The 22,489-nt window shown below is 41.6% G+C and carries 17 protein-coding genes; 13 read left to right on the top strand and 4 right to left on the bottom strand.

What is annotated here, in order from left to right; genetic code table 11:
- The first annotated feature begins 132 nt into the window (after window positions 1–132).
- Both ACLFKQ_RS26780 and ACLFKQ_RS26785 read left to right on the top strand, forming a co-directional pair.
- A complete protein-coding gene (locus tag ACLFKQ_RS26780) occupies window positions 133–1,086 on the top strand; it encodes a hypothetical protein (RefSeq protein WP_449002707.1) in 954 nt (317 codons plus the stop codon).
- A 147-nt stretch (window positions 1,087–1,233) separates the two neighbouring features.
- The gene (locus ACLFKQ_RS26785; RefSeq protein WP_449002708.1) at window positions 1,234–1,827 is read left to right on the top strand and encodes an FKBP-type peptidyl-prolyl cis-trans isomerase; all 594 of its coding nucleotides are present in this window, start codon (window positions 1,234–1,236) and stop codon (window positions 1,825–1,827) included.
- A gap of 6 nt (window positions 1,828–1,833) precedes the next feature.
- Here ACLFKQ_RS26785 and ACLFKQ_RS26790 read toward each other — a convergent pair whose 3' ends face one another.
- On the bottom strand, window positions 1,834–2,640 hold the full coding sequence (locus tag ACLFKQ_RS26790) for a DUF4079 domain-containing protein (protein WP_449002709.1): 807 nt from the start codon (window positions 2,638–2,640) through the stop codon (window positions 1,834–1,836).
- A 94-nt stretch (window positions 2,641–2,734) separates the two neighbouring features.
- Between ACLFKQ_RS26790 and ACLFKQ_RS26795 the strand changes: the two genes are divergently transcribed.
- The 3 genes from ACLFKQ_RS26795 (at window position 2,735) to ACLFKQ_RS26805 (ending at window position 7,099) form a co-directional block, all read left to right on the top strand.
- Window positions 2,735–4,858: a glycosyltransferase family 2 protein gene (locus ACLFKQ_RS26795; protein ID WP_449002710.1), complete on the top strand. Its 2,124-nt coding sequence runs from the start codon at window positions 2,735–2,737 to the stop codon at window positions 4,856–4,858.
- Window positions 4,859–4,993: 135 nt separating this feature from the next.
- Window positions 4,994–5,908, top strand: a complete 915-nt coding sequence (locus tag ACLFKQ_RS26800) for a FecR domain-containing protein (protein WP_449002711.1) — start codon at window positions 4,994–4,996, stop codon at window positions 5,906–5,908.
- A 180-nt stretch (window positions 5,909–6,088) separates the two neighbouring features.
- On the top strand, window positions 6,089–7,099 hold the full coding sequence (locus tag ACLFKQ_RS26805) for a diguanylate cyclase domain-containing protein (RefSeq protein WP_449002712.1): 1,011 nt from the start codon (window positions 6,089–6,091) through the stop codon (window positions 7,097–7,099).
- Between the two features lie 145 nt (window positions 7,100–7,244).
- Here the strand turns inward: ACLFKQ_RS26805 and dnaK are convergent, their stop codons facing one another.
- A complete protein-coding gene (gene dnaK, locus ACLFKQ_RS26810; protein ID WP_449002713.1) occupies window positions 7,245–9,176 on the bottom strand; it encodes a molecular chaperone DnaK in 1,932 nt (643 codons plus the stop codon).
- 524 nt (window positions 9,177–9,700) lie between these two features.
- Here dnaK and ACLFKQ_RS26815 point away from each other — a divergent pair.
- Together ACLFKQ_RS26815 and ACLFKQ_RS26820 are read left to right on the top strand one after the other, a co-directional pair.
- Complete coding sequence (locus tag ACLFKQ_RS26815; protein WP_449002714.1) at window positions 9,701–9,961, top strand: SemiSWEET transporter; 261 nt, start codon at window positions 9,701–9,703, stop codon at window positions 9,959–9,961.
- 84 nt (window positions 9,962–10,045) lie between these two features.
- Window positions 10,046–10,990, top strand: coding sequence for an NAD(P)H-dependent glycerol-3-phosphate dehydrogenase (locus ACLFKQ_RS26820; RefSeq protein ID WP_449002715.1), 945 nt, complete (start codon window positions 10,046–10,048; stop codon window positions 10,988–10,990).
- A 53-nt stretch (window positions 10,991–11,043) separates the two neighbouring features.
- On the opposite strand, the gene ACLFKQ_RS26825 is transcribed toward ACLFKQ_RS26820, so the two are convergent.
- Window positions 11,044–12,717 carry a DUF3685 domain-containing protein gene (locus ACLFKQ_RS26825; protein WP_449002716.1) on the bottom strand — a complete coding sequence of 558 codons (1,674 nt, stop codon included), beginning with the start codon at window positions 12,715–12,717 and terminating at the stop codon, window positions 11,044–11,046.
- A 956-nt stretch (window positions 12,718–13,673) separates the two neighbouring features.
- On the opposite strand from ACLFKQ_RS26825, the gene ACLFKQ_RS26830 reads away from it, so the two are divergent.
- Window positions 13,674–13,934, top strand: coding sequence for a hypothetical protein (locus ACLFKQ_RS26830; protein ID WP_449002717.1), 261 nt, complete (start codon window positions 13,674–13,676; stop codon window positions 13,932–13,934).
- 21 nt (window positions 13,935–13,955) lie between these two features.
- On the opposite strand, the gene ACLFKQ_RS26835 is transcribed toward ACLFKQ_RS26830, so the two are convergent.
- Window positions 13,956–14,723 (bottom strand): hypothetical protein, encoded by a 768-nt coding sequence (locus tag ACLFKQ_RS26835; RefSeq protein ID WP_449002718.1) that lies wholly within the window; start codon window positions 14,721–14,723, stop codon window positions 13,956–13,958.
- Between the two features lie 697 nt (window positions 14,724–15,420).
- On the opposite strand from ACLFKQ_RS26835, the gene ACLFKQ_RS26840 reads away from it, so the two are divergent.
- From ACLFKQ_RS26840 to ACLFKQ_RS26860, 5 genes are all read left to right on the top strand, one after another.
- Window positions 15,421–16,221, top strand: a complete 801-nt coding sequence (locus ACLFKQ_RS26840; protein WP_449002719.1) for a bestrophin-like domain — start codon at window positions 15,421–15,423, stop codon at window positions 16,219–16,221.
- Between the two features lie 528 nt (window positions 16,222–16,749).
- Window positions 16,750–17,634 carry a hypothetical protein gene (locus ACLFKQ_RS26845; protein ID WP_449002720.1) on the top strand — a complete coding sequence of 295 codons (885 nt, stop codon included), beginning with the start codon at window positions 16,750–16,752 and terminating at the stop codon, window positions 17,632–17,634.
- A 21-nt stretch (window positions 17,635–17,655) separates the two neighbouring features.
- Window positions 17,656–18,684, top strand: a complete 1,029-nt coding sequence (locus ACLFKQ_RS26850; RefSeq protein ID WP_449002721.1) for a lipase family protein — start codon at window positions 17,656–17,658, stop codon at window positions 18,682–18,684.
- A gap of 138 nt (window positions 18,685–18,822) precedes the next feature.
- Window positions 18,823–21,309: an alpha/beta hydrolase gene (locus tag ACLFKQ_RS26855; protein ID WP_449002722.1), complete on the top strand. Its 2,487-nt coding sequence runs from the start codon at window positions 18,823–18,825 to the stop codon at window positions 21,307–21,309.
- Between the two features lie 545 nt (window positions 21,310–21,854).
- Window positions 21,855–22,472, top strand: coding sequence for a hypothetical protein (locus ACLFKQ_RS26860; RefSeq protein ID WP_449002723.1), 618 nt, complete (start codon window positions 21,855–21,857; stop codon window positions 22,470–22,472).
- The last annotated feature ends 17 nt before the right edge of the window (window positions 22,473–22,489 follow it).

The following is a 22,489-nucleotide window of genomic DNA, read 5'->3' on the forward strand; positions in this document are numbered from 1 at the left end:
GATTATTATTCAAATAGAGTATCGCGAATTTGAGGGAGCAAGAGAAAAAACCTAGAAAACCTTTGCTAGTTTACTACCAGATGTCGTTAAACAAGCGATCGCAATTTAGTCATTCAATCGAGTTTTGAGGTTATGGAATCAGAAGAGTATCAGGACAATCGCTCTATGTCTAAAACGGAAACAATTAAGCTGTTAAACGATACTATCGAGCGACTAAAAACTATTGTTAGTAAGATCGAGTCTAAAACTACCGAAGATTTACCAGATTTAGCATCAGTAAGAACTTTGGCGAAAACTACTGCCAATTTAGCTATTGTCGTTGAAAATCCTCAAAGCCTTGAATCTATTTCTCAGGCAGCTACGCCATCACCGTCAACACCTTCAGGTGTAGCCGCACCACAATCAGTGCGTAAACCCCCAACCAACAACCGTCGGACGATCGCGCTCTTGTCTGGTATGGTAGTTTTAATTGTGGTTGGATTTTGGTTGTGGTTATCGCCTCCGCCGTTAAAATTTTTAACTCGGCAATCTCCCCAACCAGAAATAGCAGCGCCGGTCGCAGAAATCCCCGAAACCAATGCTACTAAATCTCCAGAAATTGCTGAAAATCCAGTTATTCCACCAGCAGAAATAGCTCCTCCCGAAGCCGAAAATCCCAACCCACCCAGCGAACCAGAAATTATCGAAAAGACGATCCCTCAAGAGCTTACAGCCCCTGGAGATGAGGTAAACCTTCCCCTCAAAACAGTAGAACTACCATTACAGTTAACTCCAGAGCAAAGTTTAATTGCCGCCATTCAGGAAAGAATTGCCACCATTACTCAGAATTACTCAGAAGCTAAGATCTTATCGGTACGCGCCGATTTTCCCGCCAGCAAATTAATCATTACAGTTAGTAATGATTGGTATCAATTAAGCGATTCTCGTCAAAGCAAACTGGCAGACGACATTTTAGAGCGAGCACGAAAATTAGATTTTTCCAAACTAGAACTCAAAGATGCTGACGATAACCTTATCGCCCGTAGCCCCGTAGTAGGCGACCGTGCTATCATTTACAGTAAACGGCGAGAGATAAATGAAGAGTAGCTAGTAAGCGATCGCCATCGATCGGTCGAGTTTTTCAGATCGGTTTTACCAATATTTAATTTGCTACTAGCTAACTGCTGACAGCTTTCGACATTTCTCTACTTTCCTTTACAATAACTTTGGAAAAATTCTTAGGGATTAGTCAAGGTGGTCAAAAAATTGAGTAACGAAATCTTAGTTAGTCTTGCTGTAGTTGTAATTTGTGGAGCGGTACTAGTAGTTTCAGCTTTAATGGGAAATAATTCTTCACAACAAGCGATCGCCGAGCCGCAACAGTCTACTTCTGATTATTCTCAGTTAGTCGCTCAATCGGACGCTGGAAAAACCGATCCGCGCGTGCGAACGAGCGTTGCTCAAAATGCTAGTTCACTAGAGGAAAATAGTTCTATGGATATGTCTAATGCCGTTACTACTGATTCGGGACTAAAATACATTGTCTTGGAAGAAGGTAGCGGTGCCAGTCCTCAAGTAGGTCAAAGGGTAACTGTACACTATACAGGCACCTTAGAAGACGGGACAAAATTCGATAGTTCGCGCGATCGCAAACGTCCTTTCTCTTTTACTATTGGAGTGGGACAAGTGATTAAAGGTTGGGACGAAGGAGTTGCCGATATGAAAGTAGGAGAAAGACGCACTCTAATTATTCCCCCCGAGTTAGGTTACGGCGAACGCGGTGCGGGGGGCGTAATTCCTCCTAATGCAACTTTAATTTTCGACGTGAAATTATTAAAAATTGGTTGATTTATTTTAGGGCGATTCGCGAATCGCCCCGATAGCTGAATCGTCGATTGATGAGGCTTTACAGGTTCTTTGTTGGAAATTACAGCTATATACGGCTGGTTTTTGCCAACTCAGAGGAATTTCTAATAAATCTCTCGTGCCAGTAATTCCCTGTCCGACAAACAGCAGTAGAGCAAAGCAATTTAAAGCTATATGAGCGTAACGCCAGCGCTTGCTACGGTCTTTATAAATATCTTCGACAATTGCTACGGAAAAAATCATCAGCAAAGAGGCCGTAATCCCAATATAATAGTGCGACCAATACCATTCATTACCCAGGCGATATACGCCGTCTTGGCAACCTAAGACTACCAAACCCATTCCCGTCAGAGTAGCAAAAACGCCTCGTCCTAGCTTAGTTCTGGCACGATACAACAAGACTAGAGAAGCAATGGTGACGATGAATAGCAAAACTACAAACGCTACTTGAAACCAATTTAGTTCCGTTCCCTGTTGGACGAAACCGCCACTACCAAACACTACTGAGTACGCTAGGGCAATTAAAGTCACACCTACTACGGCTGAAGTCAGCCAGCGACCGATTTGGACGTGTTCTCGACCGACTACTGGAGGAATCTTACTCTTACCACCTTTGGCAGTTTGCAACCTACGTTGACGAGTCTGCCAGGCAAAATTAGCGACCATGCCAATGAGAGGAAAGACTAAGGCAACGGCAATAGCGGGATGTAACAAGGCAACTAGATCTTCAGCTTTTAAATAGGTAAAAGCCAACGTAATCTGGGGTTGAAGACTGTTTATCCAATTTAAATTCATCAACTATCAACCTTTATTTAGCTAATTTTAAATATCTACTCAGCAAGTTACAGAAAAATTATTAAAGTAACCTTAGATTAATCTGATTGTAAACATGGAGCGATTGGGAAACGGTAATCTAGCTGACATCAATCTCGATCGTGTTTTGGTGATTATTCCCGTTCGGAATGAAGCAGCAACCATATCCTCGGTAATTCGAGACTTGCAGAGTTATGGATTAACTAACATTCTGGTCGTGGATAACGGCAGCACGGATAATAGTGCGGCTGAGGCTAAAAAGGCTGGTGCAGAGACTATTTTTGAGCCTATTGCCGGTTATGGTCGTGCCTGTTGGCGGGGGTTACAAACTATTTCGCTCGATCGCAGCACTGACCGCAAGCAGTTTGGGCAGAATATCGAGTGGATTTTATTTTGCGACGGAGATGGCAGTGATGACCTCAGTTGTCTGGCAAAATTTTTTGCCAGATGCGATCGCTACGAGCTAATTTTGGGCGATCGCACGGCTACTGCGGCGGGCAACAGTGTCATGACTCCCGTACAGAAATTCGGCAACGCTTTAGCTACTCGGTTAATTAGTTGGGGTTGGCAACACCGCTATCAGGATTTAGGACCCCTGCGGATGATAAGACGAACCGCTCTAGCACAAATTGCTATGGAGGATCGGGGCATGGGCTGGACGGTAGAAATGCAGGTTAGAGCGATCGAAGAAAAACTACAAATTTGCGAACTTCCCGTAAGATATCGTCCCCGTCAGGGTGGTAAATCGAAAATTTCTGGAACTATTGTAGGTAGCATCAAAGCGGGAACGATTATTCTGACTACTTTGGGTAAATTATCTTGGCGGCGTTTTATTGGCGGGAAGAGGAAAAAAAAACCTAACTTTTTGCTCTGGTCGAGTGGGATTTTCCTGTTATTAGGTGCAGTAGCAATCGTCTCCTATGGCGATTTTCGCCATCCTGAAGCCTTGATTCAATTTGGTTGGGGCGTTGCCATTATGAGCCTGGGGTTTATCTGTTCCTGGGGCTTACAGTCGGTCTCGGTATGGTGGTTCTGGGCGATCGCTATCTTAACCAGACTGGTCTTATTTCCCATGTACCCAGGTGATGATGTCTGGCGATATGTCTGGGAAGGCTATATTCAAACTCAAGGTTTTAATCCCTACGAACTCTCTCCTAGTGCGAGCGAACTAATTCCCTATCGAACTTCCTGGTGGTCGCAAATCAATCATCCTAATGTATCGGCAATTTATCCACCTCTGGCTCAGTTAGGATTTCAGAGTTTAGCGGCAATTTCTGCTAATTTTTTATTATTTAAAGCCGCCTTCGTTCTTGCCGATCTGACAATCTGTTTCTTGCTGAGTCGTCAGTTTACCTATCTGCAAACTACTCTCTATGCTTGGAATCCTCTAATTATATATTCCTTTGCCGGAGGAGCGCACTACGATAGTTGGTTTATTCTACCTTTAGTTGCTGCTGGTCTCTTATGCGATCGCCAACCAACCAGGTCACTTCACAGCCAGGAAACAGCAAAAAATAAACAGCGCGATCGACAGAGAAACCCAATTGCAAAACTCTCAGACTACCTTAAGTCATCCTGGCAATGGTATGGAAGCGCCCTCTTTGTCGGCATTAGCATCGCCATTAAGTGGATTTCCTTACCGATATTGAGCTTTGTAGCCTGGCGAGCCTGGTGGAAAATAAATCTTAAGACGGCAATAATTCTCATTTTCTGTGGTTTATTGCCTTTGGCGCTCTCTGCTGCTGCATTTTGTCATAGTGAAAGCTGTTCTTTAATTCCTACCGACTCTAGTTTTGTCAAAAATGGTCGCAGTGCTGAATTTATACCCTACTTTATCGGCAAAGTTTGGCAGGCATCCCGCAGCACCAACAGCGTTTGGGCAATTCCTCTAAGTCTAGGAGCGATCGCCTTAGTTTTTACTGTTAGTAATTTCCAACGCTTTAGTAGAAATTTTTTCTTCTGGTTGTTAATTATTTCTCCAATCGTTCACGGTTGGTATTTTACTTGGATAGTGCCTTTTGCCGTCAATACCCAAAACTGGGGGGTGCGACTAGTTAGTCTTTCAGCTTTTATTTATTTCTTTTTACCCTATCGCCAAGCATTGGGAAACTATAGCTGGCGTTTGAATGAACTGGAAACTTGGTGTTTGTGGTTGCCTTTTATAATCGGTTATATTTGTAGCATACAACACAAAAAATAGCAGGCTGTCTAGGCGGCGAGCGCCTAATAGTTTCCCGAACGAGCGATCTACTGTAAATATATTCTTATGCCGAATCTCATGCGATTGAACTGTCGGAAAATTTCTCTCTTCATACGGCAACTTGCTGTCGGTATTGTGCTTGCTAGCTTAAATGGCGATCTCGTCTTGGCTCAGACTACCCTAGACCGCGCCGAAATTTATAAAGTACGCAATCAAGTAGATCTCAACCGTAGCGATCGAGCCGACTGGAAACCAGCCCAGACCGGTGACATCGTAGTTCCACAAGATAGCGTTAGGACTGGAGCTAATTCTCGCGCCGAACTATTATTTAACGAAGGAACTTTAGTTCGAACTGCCGCAGGAACGATCTTTCGCTTTCCCCTAGGCAAACGCCGCTTTGAATTGACTAGTGGGGCAGCTTTGATTATAATTCGTCCCGAACGGGGAGAAAGCACCATCTTTACTCCCGAAGCCAGAATAGTGACTCAAGGAACTGCTCTGTTCGTACAGCACGACCCCACACGCAATGCTTCTCTCGTGGGCGTTTTAACTGAAAGTCCTGCAGGTCTGGTAAAAGTTAAAAATCTCAACGGAGAAGTAACCATCGCCCTTCAGGCAGGACAGTTTGTTTCGATCGTCAATGGAGTAGTAGGATTAGTAGAACACTTTGTCTTGCCTATGTTTTACGAGACAACAGAACTGGCAGTAGGCTTGGCGATGGGTCAAGAAAAATTAATCGCCCAAGAATCTCCAGAAGTGCGCGCGACTCTCGCTGCAGTTCGAACCGAAGCCGTCGCTCCCCTACAGAATCAGCTAGCTTGGCTCGATGGTTTTTGTAAATTTAACTTCAATCCCGAAGATTTAGAGCCATTTTTACAACTATTTGGAATTAGTTTGCCTACAGAACTAGCAAGCTTTCAAGCAACCCCAACCGAGCTATCTATCTTACCCCTTCGTTCTCTAGAGGGTTTGATTTGGTTGAGCAACTACTGTAAAGCAAAGACAGAGCCAACATCGAGTACACTAGAAAATACTCCGAAATCTCATTAGATAAAGTTTATAGTTATTTTTAACTGTCTATGTTTCTGTTAGTCTGAAAAGCATCTTAGTTAAATTGTTTTGGCTCAAGCTGATAGTTGGGGGGAAGAGCCATAAATACAATCGAATTTAATTATCTAGTAACATTGAACATATCGTATCGCTCCTCTATTCCTCGAAACAAAAACATAAATGTCACAGCGATTGCTATCCGAGCTAGAAGAAGTTTTAGTAGTTGACGATCGAGCTGATAACTTAGAACTTCTCTCGACCGTACTTAGGTTACAAGGATATAAAGTAGAACAAGCCAATAGCGGTAGAGCGGCTCTTGAAAAGGTCAAGGTAGCACCACCAGACATTATCTTATTGGATATTAGTATGCCCGAGATGAGTGGCTATGAGGTATGTAAATTACTTAAAGCCAATCCATCCACTAACAATATTCCCGTAATCTTTATTAGCGTACTAAATGAGGCTATAGATAAGCTAGAAGCTTTTAGAGCGGGTGGTGACGACTATATTACTAAACCCTTTCAAATCGAAGAAGTCGTTGCTAGAGTTAGAAATCAATTAGAACTCTATCGCTTACAAACAGAATTAAAAGCAAAAAATCTTAGGTTGGAAAGAGAAATCCGCCAGCGTCAAGCTGCCGAACGCAAACTACTAGAATTAAATCAAAAATTAAGTGTCTTAGCTACTCTCGATGGCTTGACCCAGGTAGCCAATCGCCATCGCTTTGACGAGTTTTTCGAACGTGAATGGCGACGCTTGCAAAGAGAACAGTTTCCTTTAGCTCTAATTTTATGCGATATCGATTATTTCAAACAATATAACGATTACTTAGGTCACCAAGCAGGAGACATCTGTCTTAAATCAGTAGCTCGTGCTATGACGGAAACAGTCAATCGTCCAGCAGACTTAGTTGCCCGCTATGGTGGCGAAGAATTTGCGGTAATTCTACCTAAAACACCAGCTAAAAATGCTTTACAGGTAGCAGAAAAAATTCGTCAACGGATTGAGCGGCTCGGCTTAAAACACCCTCGCTCGTCCGTAAGCAAATTTGTCTCTCTCAGTTTGGGAGTAGCTTGTGTCATCCCTAGCCCAAAATACGACCGCCACCAGCTATTGGTTACTGCCGACAAAGCACTCTATGAAGCCAAAGCCAAGGGTCGCGATTGCGCGGTTTTGCGTTCTATGAATTGATTTAGTGGCTTTATAATATTAAAAAAAAAAAATCTAGGGTCATCAAATCGATAACCCCATGAAAGATAAGATTTAACTGAGATTGTCTAGAAATTTCTAGTCTTAACCGATTAGGCTACGACCGAAATTTCTAGTCTGGGAAATTTTACTTAGTTTCAGAAAACTCAGCATCAATCACATCATCGCCACTGTCGCCAGAAGTATCACTAGCGTCGGCACCGTTAGGAGCTTCAGCACCGGGTGCACCAGCACCAGCCGCCCCTTCAGCACCGCCTGCTTGCTGATAGATGTTACTACCGATAGTGTAGAGAATCTGCTGTAATTCGGGCATTACAGTCTTGATTTTTTCATCATCTTCAGCAGCTACAGCATCTTTGAGATCCTTGATTAAACCTTCAGCTTTGGTTTTATCGTCTGCGGGAACTTTATCACCGAGTTCGCTAAGCTGTTTTTCGGCTTGATATACCAAAGAATCTGCTTGGTTTTTGCGATCGATTTTCTCACGACGCTCTTTATCAGCAGCAGCATTACTTTCTGCTTCTTGTACCATGCGCTCTACTTCATTTTCAGGAAGCGTAGATGCACCGGTAATGCTAATGGATTGTTCTTTACCAGTACCTTTATCTTTGGCAGTTACGTTAAGAATACCGTTAGCATCGATATCAAAGGTCACTTCAATTTGGGGTACGCCGCGAGGTGCCGGAGGAATTCCATCTAGGCGGAAAGTACCGAGACTTTTGTTATCTTTAGCAAATTCACGTTCCCCTTGCAGTACGTGGATTTCGACATTGCTTTGTCCGTCGACTGCAGTAGAGAAAGTTTCGGATTTTTTCGTAGGAATGGTGGTGTTGCGAGGAATGATCTTGGTCATTACACCGCCCAAAGTTTCTACCCCAAGAGAAAGAGGAGTTACATCGAGTAGCAAGATGTCTTTGACTTCACCTGCTAATACGCCAGCTTGGATAGCCGCGCCTATTGCTACTACTTCGTCGGGGTTAACGGTTTGATTGGGATCTTTACTTAAGACTCGCTTCACTACATCAATAACTGCAGGGATCCGAGTCGAACCACCTACCATGACTACTTCATCGATGCCGTCTTTGTTAATTTTGGCATCTTTGAGAGCTTGTTCTACGGGAACTCGACAGCGATCGATTAGATCGGAGCAGAGTTCTTCGAATTTAGCTCTGGTTAAGGACATATCGAGGTGTTTCGGTCCTTCTTGAGTAGCAGTAATAAAGGGAAGGTTAATGTCAGTTTGAGTAGTACTGGACAGTTCGATTTTGGCTTTTTCTGCCGCTTCTGTCAGACGTTGTAAAGCCTGGTTGTCTTTACGTAAATCGATACCTTCGTTTCTTTGAAATTCCTCAGCGAGATAATCGACAATTTTTTTATCAAAGTCGTCACCACCTAGATGAGTGTCTCCTGAAGTAGCTAAAACTTCAAATACGCCGTCTCCTACTTCTAGAATAGAAACGTCAAAAGTACCACCACCCAAGTCAAATACTAAGATAGTTTCATTACTCTTCTTATCTAAACCATAAGCTAGAGATGCTGCCGTAGGTTCGTTAATAATTCGCAGCACTTCTACACCTGCGATTTTACCCGCGTCTTTGGTTGCCTGACGCTGAGAGTCATTAAAATAAGCAGGAACGGTAATTACGGCTTGAGTTACCTTTTCTCCTAAATATTTGCTCGCGTCTTCAATCAGTTTGCGTAGAACTTGCGCTGAAATTTCCTCTGGTGCAAACTGTTTGTTCTGGGCTGGAGCGTCTAACTTAACGTTACCATTATTGTCGCGCAATACTTTGTAGGCTACTTCTTTGGTTTCGTGGGTTACTTCGTCATATTTACGACCGATAAAACGCTTGACGGAGTAAAAAGTGTTACTAGGGTTCATTACCGCCTGGCGTTTGGCAATTTGACCGACTAACAGATCGCCATTCTTAGCGTAAGCTACAACTGAGGGAGTGGTTCTAAAACCTTCTGCATTAGCGATAACAGTAGGTTTACCACCTTCCATCACTGCCACACAAGAGTTTGTAGTTCCGAGGTCAATACCAACAACTTTTGCCATATAAGCAATACTCCAAATTTAACAACAAGATTAAAAAAATTCTTTACGGACGACTTTAAGCAAGACTTGACTTCGGCGAGGTTTTTGCGCCAAACTTCCTCACTCAATTTCCAAGTTGTTCTAAGAAAAATTGCGTCCTTGAGAACATAAACAAATTACAATGCTTTGAATTCTATCGGCTGACCGACTCACACAACCCAGGGTTTTGCTGCCTTACGGCAGACTAACCTGAAGAAGAATTTTGTGAGTTGCTCTCGCCTCAGCTTTCGCATCGTGAATACATCTACATAGTGCAAGTTATTTATCTATCTTAGGTAGTGTAGTTTCCCGAACCTAAACTTGGCGGTTGTTGGCTTGAGGTGTGACTCATAAGCCGTGACTGTAGTAAGATTGTTCCTAAGTAGAACTCGATCGCAATAAGCTGGCGAAGACAAAAAATTGTTAAATTGTTCCCTCGAATCTTCGATCGCGATAACTTATGATTAATTTAGATTTAGATTGGTAAATTGCGATCGCCCTATTATATGAAACTAGAATTTATTACCTATGTAGGCTTACTGGCAGGGGTCTTGACTACTATTTCTTTTTTACCCCAAGCAGTCAAAGCCTGGAGAACTAAGTCAACTAGGGATATTTCTTTGGCAATGTTTCTTTGTTTTTGTCTGGGAGTCATACTTTGGGTAATCTATGGCATATTTGCTCCCGATCTACCCGTATTTATAGCTAATTTTGCTACCTTTGTCTTAGCTGGTTCGATCCTGGTTTGTAAACTGAAATACGGGTAATCGCTGGGAAAGCTAAACTCTTTTAACCAAAATTACTAGCTTTTCAAGTATCAATTAAGAATTTAAGAATTATTGTTTAAATCAGTGAATCTTCAACCTAGCAAAGTAACTATTTTAGGAACTGGAGCTTGGGGTTCGACATTAGCAACGCTCCTTCGCAAAAATCGGCATCGAGTGTCAACCTGGTCGCGAAGTAGCAGAGAAAGTTTAGAATCTTTGGTAACAGAGGCGAAAATTATAGTTTCTGCGGTTTCGATGAAAGGCGTAAAACCGACGGTTACCAAACTACAGACCATAAATTTACCTCCAGAGCGAGTAATAGTTACTGCTACTAAAGGCTTAGATCCGGATACGACTCATACCCCCTCTCAAATCTGGCAAGCAGCCTTTCCCCACAATTCTGTAGTAGTATTGTCAGGACCAAACCTATCGCGAGAAATTCAGCAAAACTTGCCCGCAGCTACCGTAGTTGCCAGTAAAGATCTAGCTGCAGCGGAAATGGTACGGGAAATTTTCGCTTCAGATAGTTTCAGAGTTTACGTCAATTGCGATCCTATCGGTACGGAGTTGGGTGGAACGCTAAAAAATGTCATTGCGATCGCCGCTGGAGTATGTGACGGTATGGAGTTGGGAACTAATGCCAAAGCGGCCTTATTGACTCGTTCTTTAACAGAAATCATCCGCATCGGAACCCATTTAGGTGCTTCGGCAGAAACTTTTTTTGGTTTGTCGGGTTTAGGAGATTTAATCGCTACTTGTGATAGTTCTCTATCTCGTAATTATCAAGTAGGTTATGGGTTGGCACGAGGTAAAACTTTAAGTCAAATTTTAGCTCAAATACCTGGAACGGCAGAAGGAATTAATACGACTAATGTCCTGGTTAAAATTGCCGATTTAGAAGCGATCACCATACCCATTGCTCGTCAAGTACATCGATTACTTAGGGGGGTAATTACTCCAGAAGAAGCACTCAAAGAGTTGATGGCGAGAGATTTAAAGCCAGAATTTTGTGATTTAGAATTATACTAGTTTTCATTAGGAACAATTAAAGTCCGAATTATTTAGATATAAGATATAACTTTCTACTTTCTACTTTTATTATTAGGAACCTCTTTAATCGTGCTACCAATTCCTTGAATAACACCTTTACCAATTAAACCGATTCCCTTACCAACTACCTGAGTCAAAATAAATACAACACCGCTACCTACAAATGATAAAATTGCTCTTACACGGGGGGCAAGAGCATCACGAGTTTCAATAGCAATGGTTGCCAACCAAGGGATTCCTCTTAGCTGCTCTAATTCTTCTCTTCTAGGAGCATAAATAAATAAAATTTTGATGCGATCGTTGTTTAAAATGAACAAACGATGTTGGCTTTCAAAGACTCTTTTAGGATCTTCCCAGTAAGTTTCCAAACGATACCTCCAGGATAATTCATTTCGGAAACTAGCAATTTCTCTAGCAGTTCTACAAGTGGGCGTATAAAGATTGTACTTAAAAATTTCCAAATCATAAAAATTATTTAAAATCACCTGCATTACGCCATTTGATAGTTGAATAATTAGATTATTCAGTAAGTTTTCGGCTCTGATTTTTGCTTCGGGAGCGTCGGATTTATAGATAATATTGTCAATAGTTAATTGACCTTCCCCTAACAAATAAGTAAACAATTCCAAGCTAGAATAGATTTTATCGAAAATATTTTTTTTAACTAATTCAAACTCTCGTAATAGTATTTTGGTAAACTCTTCTCGGTTAATTTCAATCGTTTGTTCGTAATTTTTGAAAAAAAAATCTATAGTAGCCTGTTGCCAAATACTGCGTAAGTTTAACTCAATGGGAATTGAAGGATTATCTCTAATTTTTAATTCTTCTAAAGTTTGGCTAACGAGGTTGAGAACCAAACCAAGCAAAAATTGCTTTTGATGTCTCTGTAAAATATCTATTTCCAAAGTAACTTGAGTACGATTGATTAAACCAAGTTGAATGTCGTTAAAGATACGCTGGAAAATTTCGGCGGTAACCGAGTCTTCAAAAACGGGTGCTATTTGTAGTTTCGCAGGGGGTGGTAGGGGTGCGATCGCACCCCAGCGCGATCGCACTATGGCGGCATCAGATGGAGTTTCTCTTTCTGGGATTTCTTCTGCAACCAATTTATTTGCTAACCATTGCGCCGCCAATAGTTCTCGTTGACGACCGACCAAAAATACTCGATCCCAATCAGACAGATCTTGGTTAGCTAACTGCGTCTCGATCTCGGCTAAGCGGTCAGTGATTTCTCTTCTTCCCGATCTACTCAAGCGAGATAAAGCCTGCTGCCAGAGATTAACCCGAATCTGAGCGGGAGCTTGCCAATAATTTTCTCCATAAGCGATCGAGCGCAAAGCCTCTTTCACTGTTTCGATACTCGTTCCCTTGTGGCAGTAACCCCTGACTCCCCAAGTCCTAATCTTGGCTAGCTGTTTGGGTGTCAGATTGAGAGTCAATAAAAAAATTGGTAGTTGGGGATATAACTGTCTGAACTTTTGACAGAATTCGAGACTAGTAAGCTCTAACTCTGGGAGATCTAAACCGGTCCCGATCGCTAAAATATTTAATACTAGTCCTTGGGTAAGCTGACGGACTGTATCGTTACTGGTGTCTCCCTGACCGACAATGGTAAAGTCAGGATATCTGGCGATCGCGGTACAAAAACCCAGACGAAAGATGGGGTCGTTATCGACAATAAAGAGTTTAATCTGGTCTTGAGGCATTACTCACTGTCTTTTGAGAGAGGTTAATTATATATATTGCTAAATTCAACCTAAAGTATAAACAAAGACAATGGAATTAATCTTTAATTTACTAGGGAATGCCAATATAGCATTGCTCGAACAGCTCGAAGTACATTTAACTGATAATTCTCGCAAGAGCGATCGTTAACTACCTGAGTGAAGGGGAAAAGGTTTCGAGCGCTCATTCAAATAAGAGGTCAATTTTAGTCAGAGCTAGCAGAAGCAGGGGGCTTTCAAGGGCACGGGGCGTACAAGTTTCCCAGGCAACCGAGTCTTCGACTTGCTCCGCAACTGAAAGACAGCCCCTCCAGGAGTCAGTAGGCAAAAGCAAAAAGTCGCTCGGTTGCATTTTATTCAACTGAAAAGCGCAGTAAGTTAACATAAAAAATTGCCCATTCCCAACCGAACGAGCAATCAAGGAGCAATTAAATTTATATTAGGCTTACTAAAGAATACCAATCGGCTCTAATTTTTACAGTGGATTTTTTCAACACAAATATAATATTCTTGACTTACGATAATAACGGTATGATTTTATAGCCAATTACCGACCAAAAGGTATGTTCCGCAACAGTGGTAGGGCTATTTCATTCTCGTAAAAGGTAGATGGGGAGATAGGGAGATGGCGAAAATTTACGGCAAATGAGTAATTTTTTGCCAAATTTATTCCAGAAAATTTCGCAGATGACGTCGAATTTTCAGCGACCCAAGCTGGTTACATTCAAGTTACTCAAAAAAAATTCGACCGACATAAACGCCTGGGGAAACCCCAGGCGACGCAAACTTGGGAACGCGCGAGGTGAGATATAGAGAGGTAAGTGCGTAACTCCTCAAGATCTTAAGCCTTGATTGGCGCGACTTGGGTTGTGAAGTTTTCTCAGAACTACTCGTGCCACATCCTTACTGTCCCGGGATTTACAGCGATCTTCAGTTAAATGAAATCACGAGCGACTAGTTTTGTTCTTAGTTTCTACTGCCTTCTGCCCTCTAACTTGAAAGTAACCGAACAAGAACATAAAAACTACTGTCATTCATGTTCGCAGTGGATAAGTTACGTTTCTGCTATGGTTTATTCTCCGAGAGTAATTGAAGCGTCCGAGGAATGCGATCGCAATCCCGATGCGATGTATGTAAAGAAAGATATCTGTTTCTTAGGAGAGGGTTATAAACAGCCTCTTGCAATACAGGTTCACTAATACACTCTAGAGTACATTGGCTTAAAAATTATAACCGATTCCCAGCATTAAGCCCCAGGCAAAATCATTTACAACGCCAACATTCGTTTCAAGATTAACAGTAAAGCGCTCGAACGGGATATCCAATCCTCCAGTAAGGATAAAATCAAAAACATCGTCAGCAGTAGTAAACGAAAAACCAAGACCACCATAAGGAATAAAGGTTTTTCCTACGATTTTGGCATCGGGATCGCCTAAAAGCACATCGAGAGTAACTGGAACTACAAAGGTTACGTCTTTTCCGACGAGAACGCTGGGACGAAACGAAACATCGTTATTTTCATTCAGAGAAAATAGTTTAAACTTACTAATAAAGGCTGCGGCTCCAAAATCTCCGAAAATATCTTCAACCAAACCGAGACTTGCTCCAACACCTAAATAATTGCCCCCAGGGCTAACTATTCCCAAACCTGCAACACCTTCATCAGTTTCTGTATCGTCTATTTCCACTTCGGTTTCTTCAATTTCAACCTCTTCTGTCTCTAACCGATCGGTTTCTGTATCGTCTATTTCCACTTCGGTCTCTTCAGTTTCCACTTCTTCTGTCTCTAGTTCGGGCGTTTGTACAATAAATTGGGGTAAATTGCTTGGAAGCTCAAATGAATAGGCATCCGCGATCGCTGCATGCTCAGAAATTGGGATAAAATTAATATTGGCTGATTGTGCCCTAGCAGTTCCGCCAATTCCCAGTACTGCGATCGAACTGATACTCATACTCAGCAAAATAGAAACTTTATTAGAGACTCTCATTACGTTCACTCCTTCACAAAATATTACTACTGTCGCTATAACAAAATTATCCCTGATTTAGCACCAAGAAACAATTAAGCTTCAATTAAGTTTCAATGTGCAAATATACTCGAAAGATTATTACTACTAGTTGCTAGGCTACCATCTCTAAAGTCTATACAGCGAAAAAACAGGAAAAAAAGATGTCTGCAATACCGCAATCGATTACTACACATCAAAATTTTTGAACTACTAAAGCAATGCGATTTAGAATTCGCTGTTGAATAATGATCGCACTTTCTGGATTTTCTTCTAATCTTAATTAAAAAAAATAAAAAAACTCTGCTATTTTATATACTGTAATCAAGACTTAAATCAAAACTTAGTTAACCAGCCTAAACTTTTTCTGTTCTTGGATCGTCTTTCTAATTATTCGATATTACCTCAAAACTCTAAAGTATCTGAAAGTCTAATAATTGCTCTTTGTTAGAAAAGTTTGAAAATATTAATATTTAGCAACGTTTAAATTATTAAAGTAAGTTTAGAACTTTATACTACGAATTAAAGCCAACCAATTTTTTTTATAAAAATGCTCTCAATTAGATAGTATGGTTGCAATTTTTGTTCAGTTTGTTTTTATGTTATAAACAGTTTTTAATATTATCCTAAAGTAAGATTAATATACAGATAGAGAAAGGGGTCTTGCTACAATCATGTCATGCAAATAGAGCATTTAATGGAGTGGCTATCCTTTATATTGATTTATCTGGTAACGGTTGGAGTTGTTCTGGCCTCAATTGGAATAGGTTTTCGCTTGGGTAGCCGTATCCGACACCATAAAAAAAGCAGAAATATTGATATTCCCTCGGTAGGTACCCTCGTCGGTGCCATGCTAGCTCTGCTAGCTTTTATTCTGGCATTCGTCTTTTCGATGACGTCAGCTCGTTTTGATACTCGGAAGCAATTAGTGTTAGATGAAGCAAACGCGATTGGGACAGCGATGTTGCGTACTGATTTTCTCGCCGAGTCTCCGCGTATTGAGTCTCGAAAACTTCTTAAAGAATATGTGAATCTTCGAGTTGAGGCCGTCCAACATCGTGAAAAGATACCACAGGCCTTGGTAGATTCGGAAGCGATACAAGATCGCCTTTGGACTCTTGCAAACGACAGTTCGAATCAGGCGCAAGACCCTGAATTGCTCGGACGCTATATCGACTCGCTCAACGAGCTCATTGACCTACATTCGAAGCGGGTGGTGACGGGTATTCAATATCGTATTCCGAGAGGTGTCTGGTTTCTGGTTTATTTTATAACTATACTGACAATGATGAGCGTAGGTTATGAATTTGGACTAACCAGTTCGAGCAGTCCCCTCGGATTCCTATTGCTGGCTTTGATGTTTTCAGCAGTCATACTAATCATAGTAGATCTCGATGACTCTGCCAAAAGTGTTTTCCTCGATGTGAGCCAAAAACCCCTGATAGAACTTCAGGAAAAACTGAACTCATTGGATAACTAATGTGAAGTATTATAGTCCAACCCTTCTTTATCTGGGTTGTGTGTTAGAAAAAAATTGTAGGATTAGGTGACTGAGTCGCTAATTCTAAACAGATAAGAATAACGAGATAGTATGTTCTTTGATATTGAGATTTAAACTTGACGGCGAGGGGAGCGATTAAACTTTGAGTTCATCAGAGAACTATATAATTCTCAAAGTGTTGAAAATTAATAAAAAAGGCAATTAGCACTCCCAGCAGAGTACAATTAAATTGTAGACTTTATCGAAACTAACCAAAAAGGGGCTAAGTTATTTGCTGGTTGAGGCTTGTCAACTATTTTTAACATCAAACGCTCAAAAACTTTAACAGCCAAAGCTTTCAAACAACTTACTGAATTAATTTTGCTTGAGTTTACTGTTTATTAGTCAAAAATTAAGTTATCTATAATTTTATTTGCAGCAAATTGTCTTAAGGTTGTTAGTTTATTGTTAGAGCAATTACTGTTTTATTTTCTTATCTTCTGTTGTGGAAGCTGTTAATTCATAAATATGTCTCTCGAACCTCAAGAAGCAATTGTTGGGTTACAAGTGCTAGTCTGTCTGGCAAAAGCAGATGGTAAGGTAGCTCCAGAGGAAAAAAAAGTTCTTACAGAAGCCTGGCAAAAACTGCGACAACTAAAAATTATTCCTCCAGAGATAACTATTGATAGTATTTTGGTAAAAGACATTGAGCTCGACGCAATTTTACCTGAGATCGTTACCCCTAAAACCCAAATTGTGCTGTATGAAGCTGCTCATGCCCTAGCTGAAATTGATGGCATAACACCGAGCGAACGAGAAATTTTAGATAAGCTCGAGGCAAAGTTTAAACTATCTCAGCGAGACTTAGTAGTACCTAAGGTATCCATAACAGAATTAGCCATGCGATCGCCTCATGACTTTCTCGAGGCAATTGCTTCTCAACTGGTATCGGTCAAAGAGATTCGCGATTTAATCTTAGACTATGCTATTGGCATTGCCATCTTGGGTTTTAACCCCTTCCCTGGAGTTAATTTAATTACTAATACCATTGCTTGTGGATTAATTATCAAGATGATTCGCGATATTGGTGCCAAATGGGGTTACCCCCAAGGACAAGATGCGATCGCTATTATTGGCAGTATTTTTGGTAGCTTTGGTGCTTTTGTTGCTGCCCTAGCTAGTTGGACGGCGGTTTCATTTGTTGGTTTTTATTTACCAGTCATAGGAGAGTTTGCCGCTGCCACTTTTTTGTTTACTCTTACTTGGGCACTGGGACAGGCAGCCAATCAATTTTATCTTAGCGGTCGTCAGTTAGATGCTGCCGCTCTCAAGCAAGCTTTTCTGCAAGCTCAAAGAGAGGGAAAAATTTTGAGTAAGGAGATTAACTGGAGCGGTCAAAAGTATCGTAATTAGCATTAATTGCAAGCAATAATCATGGTTAAATGGAGACGTCGTCAAGTTTTACTAGCTGGGTTTATTGCCGGAGCGGGGCTGTCGGTTACAACATCTCATTTTCGGCGCCAGGATGACGAAGGGGAAAATGCCAAAGGAGCCGATCTGGCCTATGAAGCTGAGGTATCTGCAAGTGAAATTCGCCAGCTCGAAGAGCGAGTTAGTCTCAGACAGCCTACTATTCCTTATAATCGCCAAATGTCCAAGCTGTTAGTGCGATGCTGTCGCCTAGCTACCGAGCAATATCTTCAAGGGGTAGCAGACCCAGATTACGATGGTGCGATCGCGTCATTAAATAGTTACTTTCCGCAACTCGATAATTACGAGCAAATTGCAGCTTTTCGAGCTATTAGAAAACGTTCTTGGCTCGAACCCTTGATCTCTAAAACTGCTCTGCGCGACTTGATTTTTGAAACAGACTTAATCTATCACGGCTTTGCTCTTAAGTCTGATGCTCACAACATCGTAGTGTTTAGAGGTACTCAAGAACCAGCGGAATGGGTTGGCAATCTTAAGACGAAACAGGTTCACTATCGCAGTAACAATGACCGAGGAGGAAAAATTCATCAAGGTTTTCACTCCCTCTATCTTAGGAATTTAGCTCTACCAATTCGCACAGCACTCGAGCAAATGGAGTCTTACATTCCCTGCTACCTTACAGGTCACAGTTTGGGTGGAGCGATGGCCATACTGTCTGCAGTCGATATTGCCTTGAATTTCACTAGTTTTAAAGAACAAATCCGCATGTACGCCTATGCCCCACCGAGAGTGGGAGATCCCACTTTTGCTGAGTTTTACAGCAACCTAATCCCCAACAGCTATCGTATAGTCAGTGAGGCGGATTCTACCTGGCTCTTGCCCCCAATTCTGTTCCAAGAGTCTGTCTACCTCCATGTAGGACAGCAGTGGTCTTTTATCAACCAAACCGGGGATCTAAGTCTCAACCATCAGTTGAACGCTTATCAAGCAGCAATTGACCGAGAGCGGGAGACTTATCCCGCTCCCTTTTGAAAGTTGGCTCGCCATAGTTGATGCTTAACTAGAGAACGTGAGTCGGTCAACTCGGTGAAATTGTCGACTCGATCGTCACTAACGTCTTTAACTTAGAGTTTGAAAAAAATGCTTTTTGCCAAGAAACATAGCCAGAGATTGTCGCTTGTACTAAAAACCGCCTCGATCTTACTTCTGTTCGGTATACTACCATCACTGTTCAAACCTAAACCAGCTGTCAGTGCCGAGAGAATTACTACTTATGTAGGTCCTTTGCAGCTGTCTGTTTCGGTTGATTCTCTCGAAAAATTTGCCCGAGAAGGTAAAGTCAATCCCGACTTGGGGTTAATCGTTAATCGCCTCGAGGAAGAAACTCTAGTTGAGTTTCGTAAAATTCTGCAACAACGATTCGAGGTAGACCCAGCTCTCATTTATCGCGTTACTCGCATCCCTATTGCCGAAAGGTTGATCGGTCAATTGGGTAGATCGATTAAAATTGCTCCTCAAATCAATGGTCTCTATGGGATTCGTTCTTCTTTAATTTTAGCTGCGGCCGACGCAGAAGGATTGACCATTCTCAATGTTTTACGTCATTTTCCTACCAAAGATATTCTCGTCAGCTTTGACTTCATTCTTCAGCTACAGCGGGAGCTAGAAATTCTTTCCAGCTATCGCCAAGTAGCGGTACGAGAAATTGTGGAGCAGTCCGCCGCCGAAGCCAACCAAACTACAACCAATCTTGCTCGAATGACCGATTTGAGACAACCAGGAAATTGGCAAGTGAGAAAAGAAGGAATGACTTTTGAAATCGAAAGTTTGCGAGCGACTGATGTAGGTCTATCACCTTCCTATCCTTTGGAATTCGATCTCTACTTGCCCCAAGGCAAACCCGAACCAGGACCACTAATCATTATCGTTCAAGGTTTTGGGTCTTCAAGAGGTAATTATTCTCATGTAGCAGAACAACTAGCCTCCCATGGTTATGCAGTGGCAGATATAGAGCATATTGGCAGTAATTTAGAGTATCGCCAAGCATTTTTACGAGGGGAATTAGGGGATTGGATTACACCCATTGAATTCGTCGGACGGGCTCTTGACGTTACCAATCTGTTAGACGAATTAGAAAAATTAGTAGCCAACGAACCGCAATGGTCCGCACGCCTGAATCTGGACCGAGTGGGAGTTTTCGGTTACTCTTTTGGCGGATATACCGCTCTAGCAATAGCGGGGGCAGAAATCAATCAACCCAGATTAGCGCGGGAATGCGATCGGGAAAACTTGGAGCTAACGATTAGTTTCGCGCTTCAGTGTCAAGCTCAGTATTTACCTCCAATTAGTTTTAATATTAGAGATCCCAGAATCGATGTCGTATTTGCTGCCTATCCCATGACCAATCCGATTTTTGGACCGGAAGGATTGGGCAAAATTGAAATTCCCACTACGATCTGGGCCAGTAGTGAAGACATTACCGTTCCAGTGGTTCAAAATCAAATTCATCCCTTCTTTTGGTTAAATACCCCGAATAAATATCTCGCCTTGCTGGTTCCGGGAACCCATTATTCTACCGCCAAAGATAAAGTGATTGAGGGGCTGCCCTTAGAATCTGAGAAAGGACCGGAGGGTAGTGGTCCGATAGCCCGTACCTATCTTAACGCCATGACCGTGGCTTTCTTTAACTACCATCTTCGGGATTTAGAGGAATTCGCTCCCTATCTGAGCGCCGCTTACACCGAAGCAATCTCTCAAAAGCCAATTAGCCTTCACCTAACTCAATCTTTAACCCCAGAACAACTAGAAATCGCTTACGGAGAAAAACCGCCCGTTCCCTTCGTACCCGAACCAGTTGTTACCTCAGTACCACGACGAGAAGAAACAGTTTTACAGGAGATCGAACGAACTGGATTGTTGAAAGTAGCCGTGAGAAGCGATGCTGCTCCTTTTGGTTATTTGGAGAGAAGTGGAAATTGGACGGGATACTGTGCTAGTTTTATTAATTCTTTAGAGGAGTATCTTGACAATAAACTAAATCGTTCTGGAGGGATTCAGGTTGTCGAACTTCCATCCAATTTAGAGAATCGCTATCAGCTGCTTCAACAGGATAGAGTTCATCTCGAATGTGGTCCTAATACGATTAGAGACGATCTTGAGGGTGTTACTTTTTCTCAACCATTTTTTGCAACGGGAACTCAGTTTCTCTTGCCGCTCGAGCACGCTAATCGAATTGATAGCAACAGCGACCTAGCCCAGTTAAAAATAGGCGTGCTCAAAAACACTACTACTGAAAAATTTGTCGAAGAACAATATCCCTCTGCCGAAAAAGTTTACTTTGAAGGGACGAAAGCGAGAGCTGAGGCGGTAAAATCTCTTACGGATAACAGCATCGAAGCATTAGTAGGCGACAGCATTTTGTCTACTCAGGAAATCGAACGTCAAGGTTTGGCTATCGATAACTATGCCCTTCTGCCGGAGTTTCCTCTAACCTGCGATTATTATGGTATGCTGCTTCCCGATAACGATCCTCAGTGGCAACAAACAATTAACAATTTTCTGAATAGTCCAGCTGGCGAACGAGTTTCCGATCGATGGCTGGCAGGATTTTCTGAGGAGTTGTTGTCTGCCGTCAATGCTTGTAACAGGCAGAGATAGCTGACGGGGAGACAACCGCTAAAAACTAGAGACAGCAAAGGAGAAAGCGGGTTTGGTCACATTCTCAAGATATAAATGTAGGAATTACATATAAGTACAAGAGGTTACACAAAATCAGCCCAATGCTTAAATTATATTGAGGAAAAAGAAGGTTAATAATATTTATGCAAGAAGTCTAATGCTGCCCCAATTTTATCTCGATTACCTCAAAACTTATCTTCCTGATTCAGAATTATTAACTTTACAGATTTTGGTTTGGCTACTGCAAGTTCATCGTCAAGTTAGAATTGAGAGATTAGCCTCTAGTTTTCCCTACCCAATCAAATGTGAGAGTAGGAGAAAGAAAATTCAAAGATTTTTAATCTTACCCAAATTAAGCATACCATTAGAGATTGTTTATAAAGTAAATTTTAAGACGAGTATAACGTTTAATTTTGTTGGGTTACAGCGAATAGCAAATCATAAGAGTAATTCTAGAAAAATACTCGCCTAACCCAACCTAAACAAGCATTTAATTTTTGTTTAACAAACAGTCTCTAAATCAGATGATAGGTTACGTTTTAGAAACTTATCACGTTACTCATCTTTGTCCTACACTGCTAGCACCATCATTAGCTAACTACGAATTGCCGACAACACAAAAACTGCTTCAAGATTTCTTTGTTTCCGAATTACATCACGATCGCTTGATGGAAGGTTCTTTAAAAAGTGTTGGAATTAAAGAAGAGCAAATGAGACAAATGCAGCCGCTACCCATGACTTTTGCCGTCTGCTCGAGTTTAGGAGTTTTTGCCAGACAGCATCCTCTGAGTTTTAAAGCTGCACTCATTCTTTTTGACGAAGACGACGAGAAGTTTCACGAGTTATTTCAACAGCAATGTCAAGCTTTAAAGTTACCTGCCGAATTTTATCAACCTATTCTGCTACATGCTCGTATCAATGAAGAAGGAGTGCACGACCGTCTTACAGAAATCCTTTTAGCAAAAGTGCCATACGTGTCGTCAGAGGAACAGTTGATAGTCAAGAAGAACATGGCAGTTTTAATGGAGTTAATGGTGCTGCGGACTCATGAAATTCTCGACTACTATAGCGATGTCAACAACATTATTCCTCGTTGTTTTAACACATTAACGGTACTTAAACAATTTAAACAGACAAAATAAGATAGAATACCTTTGCT

The organism is Myxosarcina sp. GI1(2024) (assembly GCF_053543375.1).

Bases quoted from the DNA above. Each gene is read 5' to 3' on its own strand.
- ACLFKQ_RS26780 (WP_449002707.1), top strand. From the start codon at position 133: ATGGAATCAGAAGAGTATCAGGACAATCGCTCTATGTCTAAAACGGAA.
- ACLFKQ_RS26790 (WP_449002709.1), bottom strand. From the start codon at position 2,640: ATGAATTTAAATTGGATAAACAGTCTTCAACCCCAGATTACGTTGGCT.
- ACLFKQ_RS26795 (WP_449002710.1), top strand. From the start codon at position 2,735: ATGGAGCGATTGGGAAACGGTAATCTAGCTGACATCAATCTCGATCGT.
- ACLFKQ_RS26805 (WP_449002712.1), top strand. From the start codon at position 6,089: ATGTCACAGCGATTGCTATCCGAGCTAGAAGAAGTTTTAGTAGTTGAC.
- dnaK (WP_449002713.1), bottom strand. From the start codon at position 9,176: ATGGCAAAAGTTGTTGGTATTGACCTCGGAACTACAAACTCTTGTGTG.
- ACLFKQ_RS26815 (WP_449002714.1), top strand. From the start codon at position 9,701: ATGAAACTAGAATTTATTACCTATGTAGGCTTACTGGCAGGGGTCTTG.
- ACLFKQ_RS26825 (WP_449002716.1), bottom strand. From the start codon at position 12,717: ATGCCTCAAGACCAGATTAAACTCTTTATTGTCGATAACGACCCCATC.
- ACLFKQ_RS26830 (WP_449002717.1), top strand. From the start codon at position 13,674: ATGAAATCACGAGCGACTAGTTTTGTTCTTAGTTTCTACTGCCTTCTG.
- ACLFKQ_RS26835 (WP_449002718.1), bottom strand. From the start codon at position 14,723: ATGAGAGTCTCTAATAAAGTTTCTATTTTGCTGAGTATGAGTATCAGT.
- ACLFKQ_RS26840 (WP_449002719.1), top strand. From the start codon at position 15,421: ATGCAAATAGAGCATTTAATGGAGTGGCTATCCTTTATATTGATTTAT.
- ACLFKQ_RS26845 (WP_449002720.1), top strand. From the start codon at position 16,750: ATGTCTCTCGAACCTCAAGAAGCAATTGTTGGGTTACAAGTGCTAGTC.
- ACLFKQ_RS26850 (WP_449002721.1), top strand. From the start codon at position 17,656: ATGGTTAAATGGAGACGTCGTCAAGTTTTACTAGCTGGGTTTATTGCC.
- ACLFKQ_RS26860 (WP_449002723.1), top strand. From the start codon at position 21,855: ATGATAGGTTACGTTTTAGAAACTTATCACGTTACTCATCTTTGTCCT.